This is a genomic window from Sinomonas terricola, assembly GCF_034931225.1.
Classification (GTDB): Bacteria; Actinomycetota; Actinomycetes; order Actinomycetales; family Micrococcaceae; genus Sinomonas; species Sinomonas terricola.
In genome coordinates, this window is sequence record NZ_JAYGGQ010000018.1 from 34,390 (window position 1) to 47,838 (window position 13,449).

Below are 13,449 nucleotides of genomic sequence, written 5' to 3' on the forward strand. Positions count from 1 at the left end.
GAGCTGGCGAGCGCGGCCTGCCCCAACGGCGTTGCAGCGGCTACCGTTGGGCGCATGGCGGATACTGAGATCCTGCACCTAGAGGGGCCCGACGGCGCGCGGGAAGTCAAGCTGAGCAGCCCAGACAAGGTGCTGTGGCCCAGCGTCGAGGGGCATCATCCCCTCACCAAGCGCGACTTGGCCCACTACCTGATCTCGGTGGCATCGCCCTTTCTGCGGCTCAACGGCGACCGGCCCATGACTCTGCAGCGCTTCCCCGAAGGGATCGACGGCGAGGAGTTCTTCTCGAAGCGGCCGCCGAGGGGCGCGCCTCCCTACCTCAGGACGGTGACGTGCACCTACCCGTCCCACAGGCGCCACGACCAGCTCGTGTTCGACGAGGCCGCCGAGCTCGCGTGGGCGGCGCAGATGGGAACGATCACCTTCCACCCGTGGCCAGTGCGCACGGCCAATCTGGACAACCCGGACGAGCTGCGGATCGACCTCGATCCGCAGCCCGGGCGGGACTTCCGGGACGCCGTCACCGCCGCGCTGGCGCTGCGCGAGGTCATGGCCGAGGCCGGGCTCAAGGCCTACGCGAAGACCTCGGGCAACCGGGGCGTCCACGTCTATGCGCGCATCCGGCCCACGCACGAGTTCCTTCATGTACGGCACGCCGTCATCGGGATTGCACGCGAGCTGGAGCGCCGCATGCCGGACCTCGTGACCACCTCGTGGTGGAAGGAGGAGCGCGGCGAGAGGGTCTTCGTTGACTTCAACCAGGCCAACCGCGACCGGACGATCGCCGCCGCCTACTCGCCCCGGCCCTTGCCGCACGCGCCCGTCTCGACCCCGCTGACGTGGGACGAGCTCCCCGATGCCGACCCCCGCGATTTCACCGTCCGTACGGTTCCCGCGCTCCTGACCGCCCGTGACTGCCCTTGGGCGGACATCGACGTCGCGCCGGGCGACATTTCGGGCGCACTCGCCTTATGGGACGCGGACCTCGAGCGCGGGCTCGGCGAGCTCAACTTCCCGCCTGACTACCCCAAGATGCCGGGCGAGCCGCCCCGGGTGCCGCCGAGCAAGCGCAAGGCGGACCGAGCCGACGAGGACTATTCGGCACCCAAAGCGGAGCGCGACGCCGAGTGGGGCACCGCGATCGCTCCGCCGTACGGGCCGATGCTGGCCAAGCCGGTCAAGAAGCTCCCGATCGGCGAGTACCTGTACGAGCCGAAGTGGGATGGCTTCCGCTCGATCGTGTGGCGCTCCGGCGATCGGGTGGAGATCGGATCGCGCAATGCCCTGCCCATGACGCGCTACTTCCCGGAGCTCGTCGAGGCCATCGTTGCAAACGTTCCCGACCACTCGGTCATCGACGGCGAAATCGTCCTCGTGGACCCGGACACCGGTGACCGGCTCAACTTCGATGCCCTCCAGCAGCGCATTCACCCCGCGGCCTCCCGCATCGCAAAGCTGAGCGCCGCAACGCCGGCGAGCTTCGTGGCCTTCGACCTGCTCGCCCTGGGCCAGACCAACTACGTGGAGCGTCCGTTCCGCGAGCGGCGCGCGGCCCTTGAGGAGGCACTCAAGGACGCCGAGCCCCCGGTCTACCTCACTCAGGCGACCAAGGACCCCGCCCTCGCGCTGGAGTGGTTCAGCACGTTCGAGGGCGCCGGCCTGGACGGCGTCATCGCCAAGCCCCTCGGAGAGCTCTACGCCGAGGACAAGAGGGTCATGTCCAAACTCAAGCACGAGCGGACGGCCGACTGCGTCCTCGCCGGGTACCGGCTCTACAGGGACGAACCCGACGCCATCGGATCCCTCCTCCTGGGCCTGTATGACGCCCAGGGCCGGCTCAACTCAGTGGGCGTCATCGGGGCGTTTCCTCTGGCCCGCCGCAAGGAGCTGTTCGAGGAGCTGCAGCCGCTCGTGACCACGTTCGACGGGCACCCCTGGGCGTGGGCGCAGCCCGCCGAGGTGCTGCCGGACAACCGCGACCAGTCGGCACCGCGCACCCCTACGGCGGCGGCGCACTCTCGCTGGAATGCGAACAAGGACCTCTCGTTCACCCCGCTGCGGCCGGAGCGTGTCGTCGAGGTCAAGTACGACCACATGGAGGGCGAGCGGTTCCGCCACACCGCGCAATGGGTCCGATGGCGCCAGGACCGCTCGCCGGAGTCGTGCACCTATGACCAGCTCGAGGAACCCGTCAGCTACGACCTCTCCTCGGTCCTGAACCGGAACCGGCCCGCGTAGCCAGCCCGCGTTATTGCGGAGGTCGGAGTAGCCCCCCACTCCGCACCCCGAGCCAGAGCGTCCAGCGGTCGACGCTCTTGGTGACCAGCACGGAGTCGTGCCACGGATCATCGACGAGCGCATTCACCGCGGCCGCGGCGTCGGGCGCAGCGACGACGACGAGCGCGGGGCCGGCGTCGACGTCGTCCCCCAGCGGACCCCCGAGGAGCACGACGCCGCGGCGGACGAGCTCATCCATGAATGCCGCATGCCCGTCCCAACCATCTTGGGAACGGCGCCCCCTCCGTGCGTCCCACTCAGGGCCACGGTCGAGCGTGATCAGGAAGTGTGCCATGTCCCGACGCTAGGGCCGGGCCCTGCGGATGCCAACCTCCTGCGCGCATTCAGCGCCCGCGTCTTGCCGCGGAAACGCCAGCCCGCGGGGATCTGATTCGGCGGCGCTCGTCGCGTCGTCGTCGTGGCGCGTCAGATGCCCCATCGCGCAGGCGAGTAGGGTGCAGGCTCGATGCTGGGCTTGTTCCCCGAGACGTAGTCGGCGAGGAGCTCTGCGGAGCCGAACGCCATCGTCCATCCCAAGTGCCCGTGCCCGGTGTTGAGGAAGAGCTGCGGGACTTTGGTCGGGCCGATGAGAGGCGGTCCGTCTGGTGTCATGGGCCGCAGGCCGACCCTGAAGGTGGCCCGGCCGAAGTCCAGCGCTCCCGGGAAGAGCTCGTTGCCGGCGCTGAGGATGTTGTCGAAGTCCTTCGGAGCATGTGCCGTGCTGTAGCCCGCGAATTCGGCGGTTGCCGAAAGACGGAGTTTGTTGCCGAAGCGGGACCAGGCGACGAGAGTTTTCTCATCGATGCCGCCTCGGTGCGGGATATCGTCGTCGTTCGTGATCGGGGCCGTAACGCTGTAGCCGCGCGCCGGATAGACGGGGAGGCGCAATCCGGCCCGTTTCAGGAGCTCGCGGCTCGACGGTCCGCCCGCCACCACGAAGGCGTCCCCTGGGAACACGGAGCGCTCGGTGCGGACCGCCCGGACCCCCCGGCCGCCGTCGACCTCAAACCCCGTCACCGGCTCGCCGAAGCGGAATTCGACCCCCATCGCTTCGGCTCGGGCCCTGAGCTCCGCGGCGAACTGCTCGGGGTCGCCGCTCGAATCCGAGGGGTCGTGGATAGCCCCGGCGAAGGTTGGGAGGCTCCGGGAGAGGGCCGGCTCGAGCTCGAAGAGTTCCGTCGGCCCCAGCTGGCGCTGGGCCCGCCCGTGGTCCCGCATGAGCGTGCCGCGCTCGACGGCTCGCGCGAGGGCCGCCGGATCGCGGTAAAGATACAGGACCCCACCCGACGAAGGCTCGAACGCGAACCCGTTGTTGCGGAGGGCCTTCTCGAACAGAGTCTGGCTCCGCTGGGCGAGCTCAAGCTTTGCGAGCGTGTTGGAGGTCGCGCGGGCCGCCGAGCACTCGCGGAGGAAACGAAAGCCCCACGCGACGAGCTCGAGATCGAGGCGCGGCCTGACCCGGATCGAGGTGTCGGACGAGAACAGGGATCTCACGAGTTCCCACGGTGCCGACGGGGAGGCCCATGCGTAGGAATGGCCCGGGGCGATGAGCCCGGCGGTGGCCGCGCTCGTCTCCGCGGCCTCGCGGCCTTCCCGGTCGATGACGAGCACATCGTTGCCCCGGGACCGCAGCTCGTATGCGGTGCTCAGGCCCACGATGCCGGCACCGACCACGATCACCCTGGTCACCTCAGCGCTCCCCGAACCAGGCCACGGCTTGGACCTCGACGAGGAACCGCTCGTCGAGGAGCCCGCACACGACGGTCGCGCGTGCCGGGCGGTGGCTCCCGAACGCGTCGGCCCAGGCCGCGTTGTAGGCGTCGGCGAGCTGGGAATCCGTAAGGTACACGGTCGTGGACGCGACGTTCTCGAGCCCGAGCCCGAAATGGCCGAGGACTGAGTCGAGGCGGCGCAGGCACTGGCGTGTCTGCGCGTAGGCGTCGTCCGGTCCGACGACAGCGCCGGCCTCGTCGAGGGACACTTGCCCCGAGACGAACACGCAGTCGCCGACCCGCACGGCTGAGGGGTAGGGCGCCGTCGGCCCGGTCACTCCGGGTACGTCGATGGCGAACAGTTCTGATGGCACAGGTCTTCCTTCCGCAGGGCAGAGCAGATCTGCCCCGTGTGCTGCAGGGGCTCGGGCCCCGTGGGGTGGAGGGGCTGGGGAACGAGGGTCAGGGGGTGTCGAACGCTCGCAGGAACGCCTTCGTGCGCTCCTGCTCGGGCGCGTCGATGACCTGCGCCGGCGGGCCCTGCTCGATGATCCGGCCGCCGTCGATGAAGACGACGTTGTCCGAAACTTCGCGCGCGAACGGGACCTCATGGGTCACAATGACCATCGTCATCCCCGCGTCTCCGAGCTTCCGCATGACCCTGAGGACATCACGGGTCGACTCCGGGTCGAGGGCAGAGGTCGGCTCATCGAAGAGCAGCACCTTCGGCTTGAGGGCGAGCGCCCGCGCGATGGCGACCCTCTGCTGCTCGCCGCCTGACATCTGCTCGGGGAACGCCAGGGCGCGGTGCCGCAGCCCGACCTGGGTCAGGAGCTCGAGTGACGTCTCGAGTGCCTCCTCCTCCGTGCTCTTGAGAGCCTTGAGCTGGGCGAGCATGACGTTCTCGAGCGCCGTGAGGTGCGGGAAGAGGTAGAACCGCTGGAACACCATCCCGACCAGCTGGCGGAGCCGGGCCATGTTCTTCCATGCGATGCGCGTGCCGCTGAAGATGTCCTGCTCCTCAAGCCGGATGAGGCCCGAGTCGGGGATTTCGAGGAGGTTGATGCACCGCATGAGCGTGGTCTTGCCTCCGCCGCTGCGGCCGATGATGCTCACGGTGCTTCCGTTCGGGACGTCGAAGTCGACGTGGTTGAGCACAACGCGGCCGTCGAAGGACTTGGTGAGGTCTCGGATGGTGACCAGCTCGGTCACGGTCGAGGCATTCGGGGTTCCGATTCCCAGGAACTCGTGCATGGTCATGACGTCGCCTCCGACGTTTCGGGCGTTGATGCGAGAATCTGGCGGGCCCGCCGCAGGCGCCTGTGGCGCCGGACCGATAGGGGGGCGCCCTTCTGGACGCGCCGCTCGAGGAACACGAGCAGCTGCGAGAGCGGATAGCACACCACGAAGTAGACAGCCGAGATCACGATGTAGACCTCGAGCGCCCGGAACGTCTCGGACGCGATGAGCTGGGCCTGGGACATGAGCTCGCCGGCCGAGATCACCACGAGGAGCGAAGTGGACTTGAGCAGGTCGACGAACATCGTGGCCGTGCCGGGAAGCGCGAGCCGGAGTGCCTGGGGGAAGACAATGCTCGAGAACGTCGTCACGCCGTTGAGGCCGAGGGCCTGCCCGGCCTCTCGCTGGCCTCCGTGGACCCCGAGGAGCGCCGCCCGGAAGATCTCCGAGAGGTACGCCCCGTAGAAGATCACGAGGCTCACCGTGCCGGCCGAGAAGGCGTCGAGCCTGAGCCCGACCGATGCAAGGCCGAAATAGGTGATGAAGATGATGGCCAGGAGCGGAACGTTGCGGAAGATCTCCGTGTAGACGGCGGCAAGGGCACGGATCGGCTTCCTTCGGCTGACCCGCAGGAGGGCGACGACGGCCCCGACGACGACGGCGCCCGCGAACCCCGCGAGGGTGTAGCTGAGGGAGCGGCCGAGGCCCTCGGCGAGAGCCGGGACATAGTCCTTCCACTCCACGTTGAAGAGGGCGGCGGGAACACTCATGGCTTCCATCTCACTTTCCGGATGGCGCGTTCCACGACGCGGCGCGGTCCGCCGACTGCCGTGCGGCGGACATCGTCGGCGAGGGCGTCAGGTACTGGCTTGGATCGCCGCCGTACTTCTGGATGAGCTTGGCGAGCGTGCCGTCCGTGTACATCGCGTCGATCTCCTTCGAGATCGCGGCCTCGAGCTTGGGCTCCTGCTTGGGGACGTAGAAGCCGGTCATGTAGGGCTGGAAGTACTGGTAGTTGGGAGTCTGCTTGACCTGCGCGTCGGTCGGCGGGTCCATGTACTTGGTCTGGAGGCCGAGGTCTGGGCGCTGTTGCTGGGTGTACGAGATGAGGAGCGGATCGACGAATCCGACATTGACGCGCCCTGCCGCGACATCCGCGAAGAGGCCGTTGGCGTCTGGATAGGTGTGGAGCCTCGAATCCGGCACGGATTGGATCGCCTTGACCCAGACGTATCCGGTCACAGTGCCGAGGTCCAGGCCCTTGAGGGCGTCGACTGTCTGCGGGGCGGAGGCACCGTCCTTGATGGCCATCGCGGAGGGGGAGTAGTAGGGCGGATCGGTGAAGAGTCCCACTTTGGCACGGTCCTGGGTCCAGGCGATGCCGCCGATGGCGATGTCCACACGCTGGCTCTGCACGCCCGCGAGCATTCCGTTGAAGTCAGTCACCTGCGGAACAATCTTGAGGCCCAGCTTGTCCGCGGCCGCCTGAAGAATGTCCGCGTCGAGGCCCACCATCTTGTCGCCTTGCATCGAGGTGTAGGGCGCATACGGCTCGATTGCTACCGTGATCTGGCCGGGAGTCATCGTGTCGAGGGCGGAACCGCTTGACCCGGGACTCGCGGAGCTCGCTCCACAGGCCGCGAGCGCCAAGGACGCGGCCGCGGCAAATACAACGGCCATGCTTCGTTTCAGGACTGCCGGATCTTTGGCTGACATCTTCGTCTACCTTCCCTGTGAATTCGGGAGCTGGGGACCGACGGGCTTTGGGGAGAATGGCGCCCGTCGACTAGTTCAAGGCTAGTTCCCCGGATGCGGAAGCGATTGTACGATTCGTCCAGAATTTGAGGGCGGAAGGTGGGCTACGATTTCAGCACCGGACCTCGAAGGACCTGCCATGACTCACGAGACCATACTGAACGCACCCCAGCTGACGCCGGCCCTCGCGCAACAGATCGCAAGCGAGACTAGCGCCATTGTTGGCTTCAACATCATCATCACCGATGCCGAGGGAATCGTGCTCGGAAGCGGCGACCCCGAGCGGGTCGGCAGTTTCCACGAAGCCTCGCTTGAGGTCATCGCGACGCGGCATGCAGCGGCCCATTCGGCAGAGCAAGCGGCTGCGCTGAAGGGCGTCAAGCCCGGGGTGACCCTTCCGATCCTCCTCAATGACCACGCAGTGGGCACCGTTGGGATAACTGGGAGCCCAGCCGAAGTGACGCGGCTGGGCCTCATCATCGAACGCCAGACGGAGATTCTGCTCCAACAGGCGTCGCTGCTCCGCACGACGCTGCGCCGCGAGCGCTTCCTCGAGGACCTGGTCCGAGATGTTGGCTCTTTTGCCCAAGATCCACTCGATGAGCGGCTCATCGTCGAGAGGGCACGCGAATACAACCTCAACCTTTCGATTCCCCGAGTGGCAATAGCAGTTCAATGCCCTTCGGATACCCGAGAGACGTTGAGCCACTCGGGGTGGATTTCAACGATCGTTGTCCTGTTGCGGGAACACTTTCCGCATCGTCAGACGGTCGCGGTCACCACGGGAAGCGATCGGTACATGCTGTTGGCCCCGGTCGGCGAAGACGGACTCGAGGGGGTGCTCGCTACGTGCCGCAGATGCGCCGACGACCTCAGATCGCGGTTGCTGGGGGAGCCGAACATCGGTGTCGGGAGCATTGGCAAGAACGTCGACGGCCTCAAGACCTCCTACGACGACGCCCTCGACGCGCTGCGTCATGGCATCCGGGTCCGACAGCCAGTCGTGCACATCGCCACTATGCGCACCGCGCAGCTCCTCGAGGGGCTGACCGGACGCGCAAGGGACCGCTTCATCTCATCGGTGGCTCCGGGGCTCCTCCTTCAACCCGATTGGAGAACGCTCCGCGACACCATCATTGCGTGGTGCGAGAGCGGATTTTCGCTGGTCACCTCGGCGAAGATGCTGAGCATCCACCGGAATACCCTGGTGTTTCGGCTTGAGAAGATCGAGAGGCTGCTCGGCTGGACCACGCGCAGGAACAAGGAATACCTCGATCTCTATCTCGCGTGCCAGGTCGATCTCATCAGCTCCGGCTGATCGTGCGGCACGCGGGGTCGGGTCGCGACGGGCGGGGAAGGCGGCTTCGGGCGTCAGCTGGTCACGAATTGGCGCCCATCTACGAAGTCGGACAGGGGGAGCGTTGAGGTGAGACCCGCAGCGCCGCGCACGGTGATGCGGTCTTCACCCAGGTTGGCCACGGTTGTGCACAGTCGTTCGAGCAGTTCCCCGCGCGCGACGCTTTCCGCGAAGCCGCCCAGCTGCTGGGTCGGGTCCTCGGAAGTGGGGGCTGCGGGCTCGTCTAGCGTGGCGGGAAGCCGGCGGAGGTGGTTGGCGTGCCATTGCAGCGGCTGCTCCTCGGAGATCTCGGCGATGTCCACCAGACCGGCGGCGGTTTCCACCCCAGCCGCCCGCCCATCCTGTGAGGATCCGATGGTCACGGCGAATCCGCCGGCCATGGGGTGTGAGCGCAGGTACTCGAGCGCCGTCGTCAGATCGGGCGCGGACTGCAGGGATCGCATCACGAAGTGGCGCCCAGGGCTTGCGCTCGGATGGGCGACCTGGATGTGGTTGATGCCCCACACGAGGCCGTTCGAGGTCGCAGTGAAGGCATTCGAGGGCAGGAACCCGGGGTACCACTGGGCCGTGACCGTCGGCTCGCCGTCGATCGCGAGGGTGACGAACATCAGCTGCCCTTCAAGCGCGGGCGCGGCATCTTCATTGTGCGCGAGGACCGTGTTCCGGCCACGCCAGCCCAGGTCCGAGCATCCCGTGCCGTCGCTGCTGCCAAGGTCCCCGCGCAGGTTGGCCAGCAGCAATGCGTCAACGTCAATCTCGGCGCCGCGAGCGAGGGCCGCGAGCTCGGCGAGGGCGGTCGGATGGTGCCGTCTCGTCGCCGCGGCCACCCGGGCATAATTGTGGGCGCCGGTGCCCGCAGATACCCAGCGGCGCAGCCCCTCACGTGCTCAGCTGGCCGAGGTCCATCAGTCCTCATTGGTGCGATTCGCCCGCAGCTTGGGTCTGACCGGATACCCAGCGCTGGTTCGGCTGTGCCGCGAACACCTCAGCGACCAGGCGCACATGGTCCGACGGTTCGACCAGGCGCAGCGGGACTCCAGCCCGGAGAACCTTCTCGCCACCGTGGTCGATTTTGACCAGCAGAATCTCGCACGCACCTTCTCCCGAATCGATCCGCTCCAATGGGCGGCAATCGTCGCGCTCGTGGCCACCGCACCGCGGGTGCATGTCATCGGACTGCGCAAATGCCTCTCGGTGGCCCAGCTCCTGGCCTATCCGCTCCGGCTCGTTCGTCCCGCAGTGCATCAGTTGGCACCCGTGACAGGCCAACTGGCCGACGAGATCCATGAGCTTGAGGCCGGCGAGGTCTTCATCGCGATCTCGATCCGCCGCTACACCGCCGACACTGTGAACGCCCTGGAAGCCGCGAATCGACGCGGACTGACCACGATCGCGCTCACCGACAATGCCGCCTCGCCGCTCGCCAACCAAGCCCAGCACACACTGTTTGTCGACTGTGAGGGCGTGACCATCCTGCGATCCCTCACAGCATTTGTCTCACTTGTCCAGGCCCTTTCGACCCGCCGTCGCACTCCACCTGGGGACGCGAAGCCGCTCCGAACTCATCGTCGACGAGGAAATGCTCGAGGACTTGCACGTCTACACGGACGATCTCGGCCCATCCGACGCGGCCCATCGCTAGCGCCCTGGAGCCGGGCGAGGTGACGATCGACGACGGCGTGCGGCTGGTTCCCGCTCCCGGCCACACGCCCGGGCACCTGATAGTCGAGGTCTCCGGGGACGGGCGCCGCGTGCTGCTCGCCGGGGACCTCATCCACCACCCGCTCCAGCTGCGCCGCCCCGACGTCTCGGCCGCGATGTGCGTCGACCCGAGCGCCTCCGCGGCCACCCGCCGCGAGGTCCTCGACCGGTACGCCGACTCGGGCACGCACTTCTTCGCGAGCCACCTCCCCGAGGGCGGCGTCCTGCGCCGCGACGGCGCCGCGTTCCTTCTGGAACAAGGGTAGAAGGCCGTCGGCCAGCCAATCCGGCGGATCACGTCCCATCTCTGACACACTGGCGCCATGACCCCCTTGTCAGGCTGGCAGTATGAGGTCCCGCTCGACGAGTCGGAGATCGATCTCTCCACGATCGTGACCCGCCTCAACAGGATTCGGGCCGGGGCGCGGGCGCGCCTCGCGAACTCCGAACTCACGCGCGCCTTCCTCATGACAGCCCTCGGCATGATGGAGGAGCAGTTCGGCGGCAAGACGAAGGCGAAGCTGGACGACGACCCCATTCCCCTCGCGTTCCTCTCGCGGCCGCGCCTCGTGAGGCGAACCCAGGTTGAGTACCCCGAGCTCGACCCGACGGAGGCCAAGTTCCGCGACCGCTGGGGCGGCCATCAGGATTTCCTGGGCGACTTCATCTCGTACGCGCTCGCGGTCCGCCACCTGCGTGTGTGGCAGACGAGCACGGTGTGGGCCGAGGAGCTCGTGGATCCGGAAGCGGACTTCGCCGCCGCCGTCCACAAGTTCGCGTATCACGGCATCCGGCTCCTCGTGGACCTCCCTGCGTATCGGCTGCGGCTCCTCGCCGTGGCGTCCGCGGACACGGCGACGGCGGGGTCGATCGTCCAGCAGTCCTACGAGTACACCTCGCGCTCGATGCTCGGCCTGTTCGAGCAATGGGTCGAGAGGTTCCGCTTCAAGCTCCGTCCCGGGGTCGACGCCGAGCGCTTCATCATCCTCCTCCTCGCCGTTGCAGAGGGACTCGGCGAGCGTCTCCTCGCGGGCCTCGATGACTCTGTGCTCGACACCGAGCTCGAGACCTCGCTCTTGGGCACCGCGACCCTTGCGCTCTTCACGGGCCTCGCGGATCCGGGCGACGGCCTCACGGTCGAAGAGGCGGCCAATGCCCGCATCCGCGAGCTCGCCGAGGCGCCCGAGCCGACGGACAGCGCCGCGAGAACCGCGCCGCGGGAATCCGCTCCGACGGTCTCATGAGCTGCCGCCGGGAATCTTCCATGCCCCGCCGCGGTTGCACCCTGCCGTGAAAGCCTTCGGATTCCTCTCGTTCGGCCACTACGGGCCGTTCCACGGCTCGCAGACCCGGACGGCGTCGGACATGATCCTCCAGACCGTCGATCTCGCCGTCGGCGCGGACGAGCTCGGGGTCAATGGCGCGTACGTCCGCGTCCACCACTTCGCGCCGCAGCAGGCCTCGCCGATCCCTCTGCTCACGGCGATGGCCGCCAAGACCCGGCGCATTGAGGTGGGCACGGGCGTCATCGACATGCGCTACGAGAATCCGCTCCAGCTCGCGGAGGAGGCCGCGGCCCTCGACATCCTCAGCGCCAACCGGATTGCCCTCGGCATCAGCCGGGGGTCCCCCGAACCCGCCGTGCGGGGCTACGAGGCGTTCGGCTACACGGGCTCAGCCGATCCACGTGGCGCCGACCTCGCGCGGGAGAAGTTCGAGCGATTCCTCGCGGCGATCGGCGGCGAGGGAGTGGCCGACGGCGATCCGCGCCAATTCCCGCACGGAACCAAGCTCCCGGTCGAGCCGCAGTCACCCGGGCTGCGCGAGCGGATCTGGTGGGGGAGCGGAACGCGGGACACGGCCGAATGGACGGGGAAACAGGGCCTCAACCTCATGAGCTCGACGCTCCTCACGGAGGATGCGGGGGTGCCGTTCCATGTCCTCCAGCATGAGCAGATCGAGCGCTACCGGGCCGCCTACCAGGCTGCCGGCCACACGCGGGCGCCGCGCGTGTCCGTGAGCCGCAGCGTCTTCCCGATCACCACGTCGCGCGACGCGATGTACTTCGGCTCGCGCCCGGAAGGCGATCAGGTGGGGATCATCGACGGCTTCCGCTCTACCTTCGGCAAGACCTACGCCGCGGAGCCTGACGAGCTCATCGAGCAGCTCCGCAAGGATTCGGCCGTCATGGCGGCAGATACGGTCATGCTCACCATCCCGAACCAGCTCGGCGTCGAATACAACCTGCATCTCCTCGAGTCGTTTGCCCAGCACGTCGCGCCTGCGCTCGGCTGGAAGCCCAATACGGAGGGCCCGGTCGAGGGCGAGCCACTCTAAGTACGGTCGCGCAAGGGTCGAAGGGCCAGCGCGGCCAGGGCGAGCATCTCGAGCCCCGTCCACGCGAGGATCCCGCCCCAGACTTCGGGCGAGAAGCTCAGGGCCCCGTCGCGGATCGCCACGACCGCGAAATAGGGTCCCCAGAAGACGACCGGGGCGAGCGCGAGGGCCGCGGCGAGGCGCACGGGGTGTTCGGGCGCGGGTCGGAGCGCGAGCCATACGGCTCCGACGAGGGCGGCGCCGATCGCGGCGACGGGCACGAGCCAGGCGTCCCGCAGGGCCACCATGAACTGCAGCGCGACCGACGGCACGAACGCCATGGCGGCAGGCACGACGCCGGGAAGCCGCCAGCGCAGCGCGAGCAGCAGGACCGGGACGAAAAGGGCCGCGGTCGAGACGAAGAACGAGCCGAGCGCGACGATGATCGCCGACGACGTCGGCTCCGTCACGACGCGCGGCCCGCCAGCCGAGCCCGCGTAGGTCTGGATGAGCCCGTGGCGCGCGAAGACCGCGAACTCCTGGAGGATGAACGCGGCCACCATGCCGCACAACATGGCGCTCACGACGGCGGGGACGAGCCGAAGCGCCCCGCGCTCGACTGGGTGCCGCCTCGCCGCGGCGAACGGTGCCCCCAGGATGAGGAAGCCGCCCGTCGCGAGCCCGAGGTGGGACGGGCTGAAGAGCGCCTTGATGTTCTGCTCGATGCCGAACACCGAATGCCACGCAAAGTCCGCGGCCCCCGACGCGAGGAAGAGGACGACGCCGAACGCTGCCGGGCCGTAGCCCGGAGGAATGGCCGCCCGCCACGACGTCCCCGGCGCGCGCCGACGCCACGTCAGGGACGCGATCCACAGGGCCGAGGCCGCGAACCCCGAATAGAGGATCGCGTGCCATGGCGTGAAGAACGTCTCGAGATCGGGCAGGTTGTTGTGCGCCCAGCCGTCGACGTACGTGCCCGCGAGGAGCCACGCCCCGGCCACGAGGGTCACGGCGTCCTCGATGGCGCTCGTGTGCCGATGCGCGAGGTGCGGAGTGCTCGGAAAGACGGGTGCTGCTGCGGCGTCCACGCCA

General features: G+C 68.0%; 14 protein-coding genes. 6 read left to right on the forward strand and 8 right to left on the reverse strand.

From position 1 onward, the window contains the following. Positions 1-54 precede the first annotated feature (54 nt). Positions 55-2,238, forward strand: coding sequence for an ATP-dependent DNA ligase (locus SPF06_RS19145; RefSeq protein ID WP_323280750.1), 2,184 nt, complete (start codon positions 55-57; stop codon positions 2,236-2,238). 10 nt (positions 2,239-2,248) lie between these two features. On the opposite strand, the gene SPF06_RS19150 is transcribed toward SPF06_RS19145, so the two are convergent. From SPF06_RS19150 to SPF06_RS19175, 6 genes are all read right to left on the reverse strand, one after another. Beyond that, complete coding sequence (locus SPF06_RS19150; RefSeq protein WP_323280751.1) at positions 2,249-2,572, reverse strand: hypothetical protein; 324 nt, start codon at positions 2,570-2,572, stop codon at positions 2,249-2,251. Positions 2,573-2,703: 131 nt separating this feature from the next. Further along, the gene (locus SPF06_RS19155; RefSeq protein ID WP_323280752.1) at positions 2,704-3,966 is read right to left on the reverse strand and encodes a D-amino acid dehydrogenase; all 1,263 of its coding nucleotides are present in this window, start codon (positions 3,964-3,966) and stop codon (positions 2,704-2,706) included. A gap of 1 nt (position 3,967) precedes the next feature. Further along, positions 3,968-4,363, reverse strand: coding sequence for a RidA family protein (locus tag SPF06_RS19160; protein ID WP_323280753.1), 396 nt, complete (start codon positions 4,361-4,363; stop codon positions 3,968-3,970). A gap of 88 nt (positions 4,364-4,451) precedes the next feature. Beyond that, the gene (locus SPF06_RS19165; protein WP_323280754.1) at positions 4,452-5,249 is read right to left on the reverse strand and encodes an amino acid ABC transporter ATP-binding protein; all 798 of its coding nucleotides are present in this window, start codon (positions 5,247-5,249) and stop codon (positions 4,452-4,454) included. Beyond that, positions 5,246-5,998, reverse strand: coding sequence for an amino acid ABC transporter permease (locus SPF06_RS19170; RefSeq protein WP_323280755.1), 753 nt, complete (start codon positions 5,996-5,998; stop codon positions 5,246-5,248). The genes SPF06_RS19165 and SPF06_RS19170 overlap by 4 nt, the downstream gene beginning before the upstream one ends. A 10-nt stretch (positions 5,999-6,008) precedes the next feature. Further along, a complete protein-coding gene (locus tag SPF06_RS19175; RefSeq protein WP_323280756.1) occupies positions 6,009-6,908 on the reverse strand; it encodes a substrate-binding periplasmic protein in 900 nt (299 codons plus the stop codon). Between the two features lie 214 nt (positions 6,909-7,122). Between SPF06_RS19175 and SPF06_RS19180 the strand changes: the two genes are divergently transcribed. After that, positions 7,123-8,301 carry a CdaR family transcriptional regulator gene (locus tag SPF06_RS19180; protein WP_323280757.1) on the forward strand — a complete coding sequence of 393 codons (1,179 nt, stop codon included), beginning with the start codon at positions 7,123-7,125 and terminating at the stop codon, positions 8,299-8,301. 53 nt (positions 8,302-8,354) lie between these two features. Here SPF06_RS19180 and SPF06_RS19185 read toward each other — a convergent pair whose 3' ends face one another. Further along, positions 8,355-9,215, reverse strand: coding sequence for a C45 family autoproteolytic acyltransferase/hydrolase (locus tag SPF06_RS19185; protein WP_323280808.1), 861 nt, complete (start codon positions 9,213-9,215; stop codon positions 8,355-8,357). A gap of 127 nt (positions 9,216-9,342) precedes the next feature. On the opposite strand from SPF06_RS19185, the gene SPF06_RS22190 reads away from it, so the two are divergent. Genes SPF06_RS22190 through SPF06_RS19205 form a run of 4 tightly spaced genes read left to right on the forward strand, consistent with a single transcriptional unit; the run spans position 9,343 to position 12,378 of the window. Next, complete coding sequence (locus SPF06_RS22190; protein WP_428985806.1) at positions 9,343-10,005, forward strand: MurR/RpiR family transcriptional regulator; 663 nt, start codon at positions 9,343-9,345, stop codon at positions 10,003-10,005. Next, positions 9,975-10,307: an MBL fold metallo-hydrolase gene (locus SPF06_RS19195; protein ID WP_323280809.1), complete on the forward strand. Its 333-nt coding sequence runs from the start codon at positions 9,975-9,977 to the stop codon at positions 10,305-10,307. Before SPF06_RS22190 ends, SPF06_RS19195 begins: the two co-directional genes overlap by 31 nt. Positions 10,308-10,364: 57 nt before the next feature. Beyond that, complete coding sequence (locus SPF06_RS19200; RefSeq protein ID WP_323280759.1) at positions 10,365-11,285, forward strand: hypothetical protein; 921 nt, start codon at positions 10,365-10,367, stop codon at positions 11,283-11,285. A gap of 46 nt (positions 11,286-11,331) precedes the next feature. Further along, entirely contained in the window at positions 11,332-12,378 is a 1,047-nt protein-coding gene (locus SPF06_RS19205) for an LLM class flavin-dependent oxidoreductase (RefSeq protein ID WP_323280760.1), read from the forward strand. Here SPF06_RS19205 and SPF06_RS19210 read toward each other — a convergent pair. After that, positions 12,375-13,445, reverse strand: a complete 1,071-nt coding sequence (locus SPF06_RS19210; RefSeq protein ID WP_323280761.1) for a hypothetical protein — start codon at positions 13,443-13,445, stop codon at positions 12,375-12,377. The genes SPF06_RS19205 and SPF06_RS19210 overlap by 4 nt on opposite strands. Positions 13,446-13,449: the final 4 nt, after the last annotated feature.

Bases quoted from the DNA above. Each gene is read 5' to 3' on its own strand.
- SPF06_RS19175 (WP_323280756.1), bottom strand. From the start codon at position 6,908: ATGGCCGTTGTATTTGCCGCGGCCGCGTCCTTGGCGCTCGCGGCCTGT.
- SPF06_RS19180 (WP_323280757.1), top strand. From the start codon at position 7,123: ATGACTCACGAGACCATACTGAACGCACCCCAGCTGACGCCGGCCCTC.
- SPF06_RS19165 (WP_323280754.1), bottom strand. From the start codon at position 5,249: ATGACCATGCACGAGTTCCTGGGAATCGGAACCCCGAATGCCTCGACC.
- SPF06_RS19200 (WP_323280759.1), top strand. From the start codon at position 10,365: ATGACCCCCTTGTCAGGCTGGCAGTATGAGGTCCCGCTCGACGAGTCG.
- SPF06_RS22190 (WP_428985806.1), top strand. From the start codon at position 9,343: ATGGTCCGACGGTTCGACCAGGCGCAGCGGGACTCCAGCCCGGAGAAC.
- SPF06_RS19170 (WP_323280755.1), bottom strand. From the start codon at position 5,998: ATGAGTGTTCCCGCCGCCCTCTTCAACGTGGAGTGGAAGGACTATGTC.
- SPF06_RS19150 (WP_323280751.1), bottom strand. From the start codon at position 2,572: ATGGCACACTTCCTGATCACGCTCGACCGTGGCCCTGAGTGGGACGCA.
- SPF06_RS19145 (WP_323280750.1), top strand. From the start codon at position 55: ATGGCGGATACTGAGATCCTGCACCTAGAGGGGCCCGACGGCGCGCGG.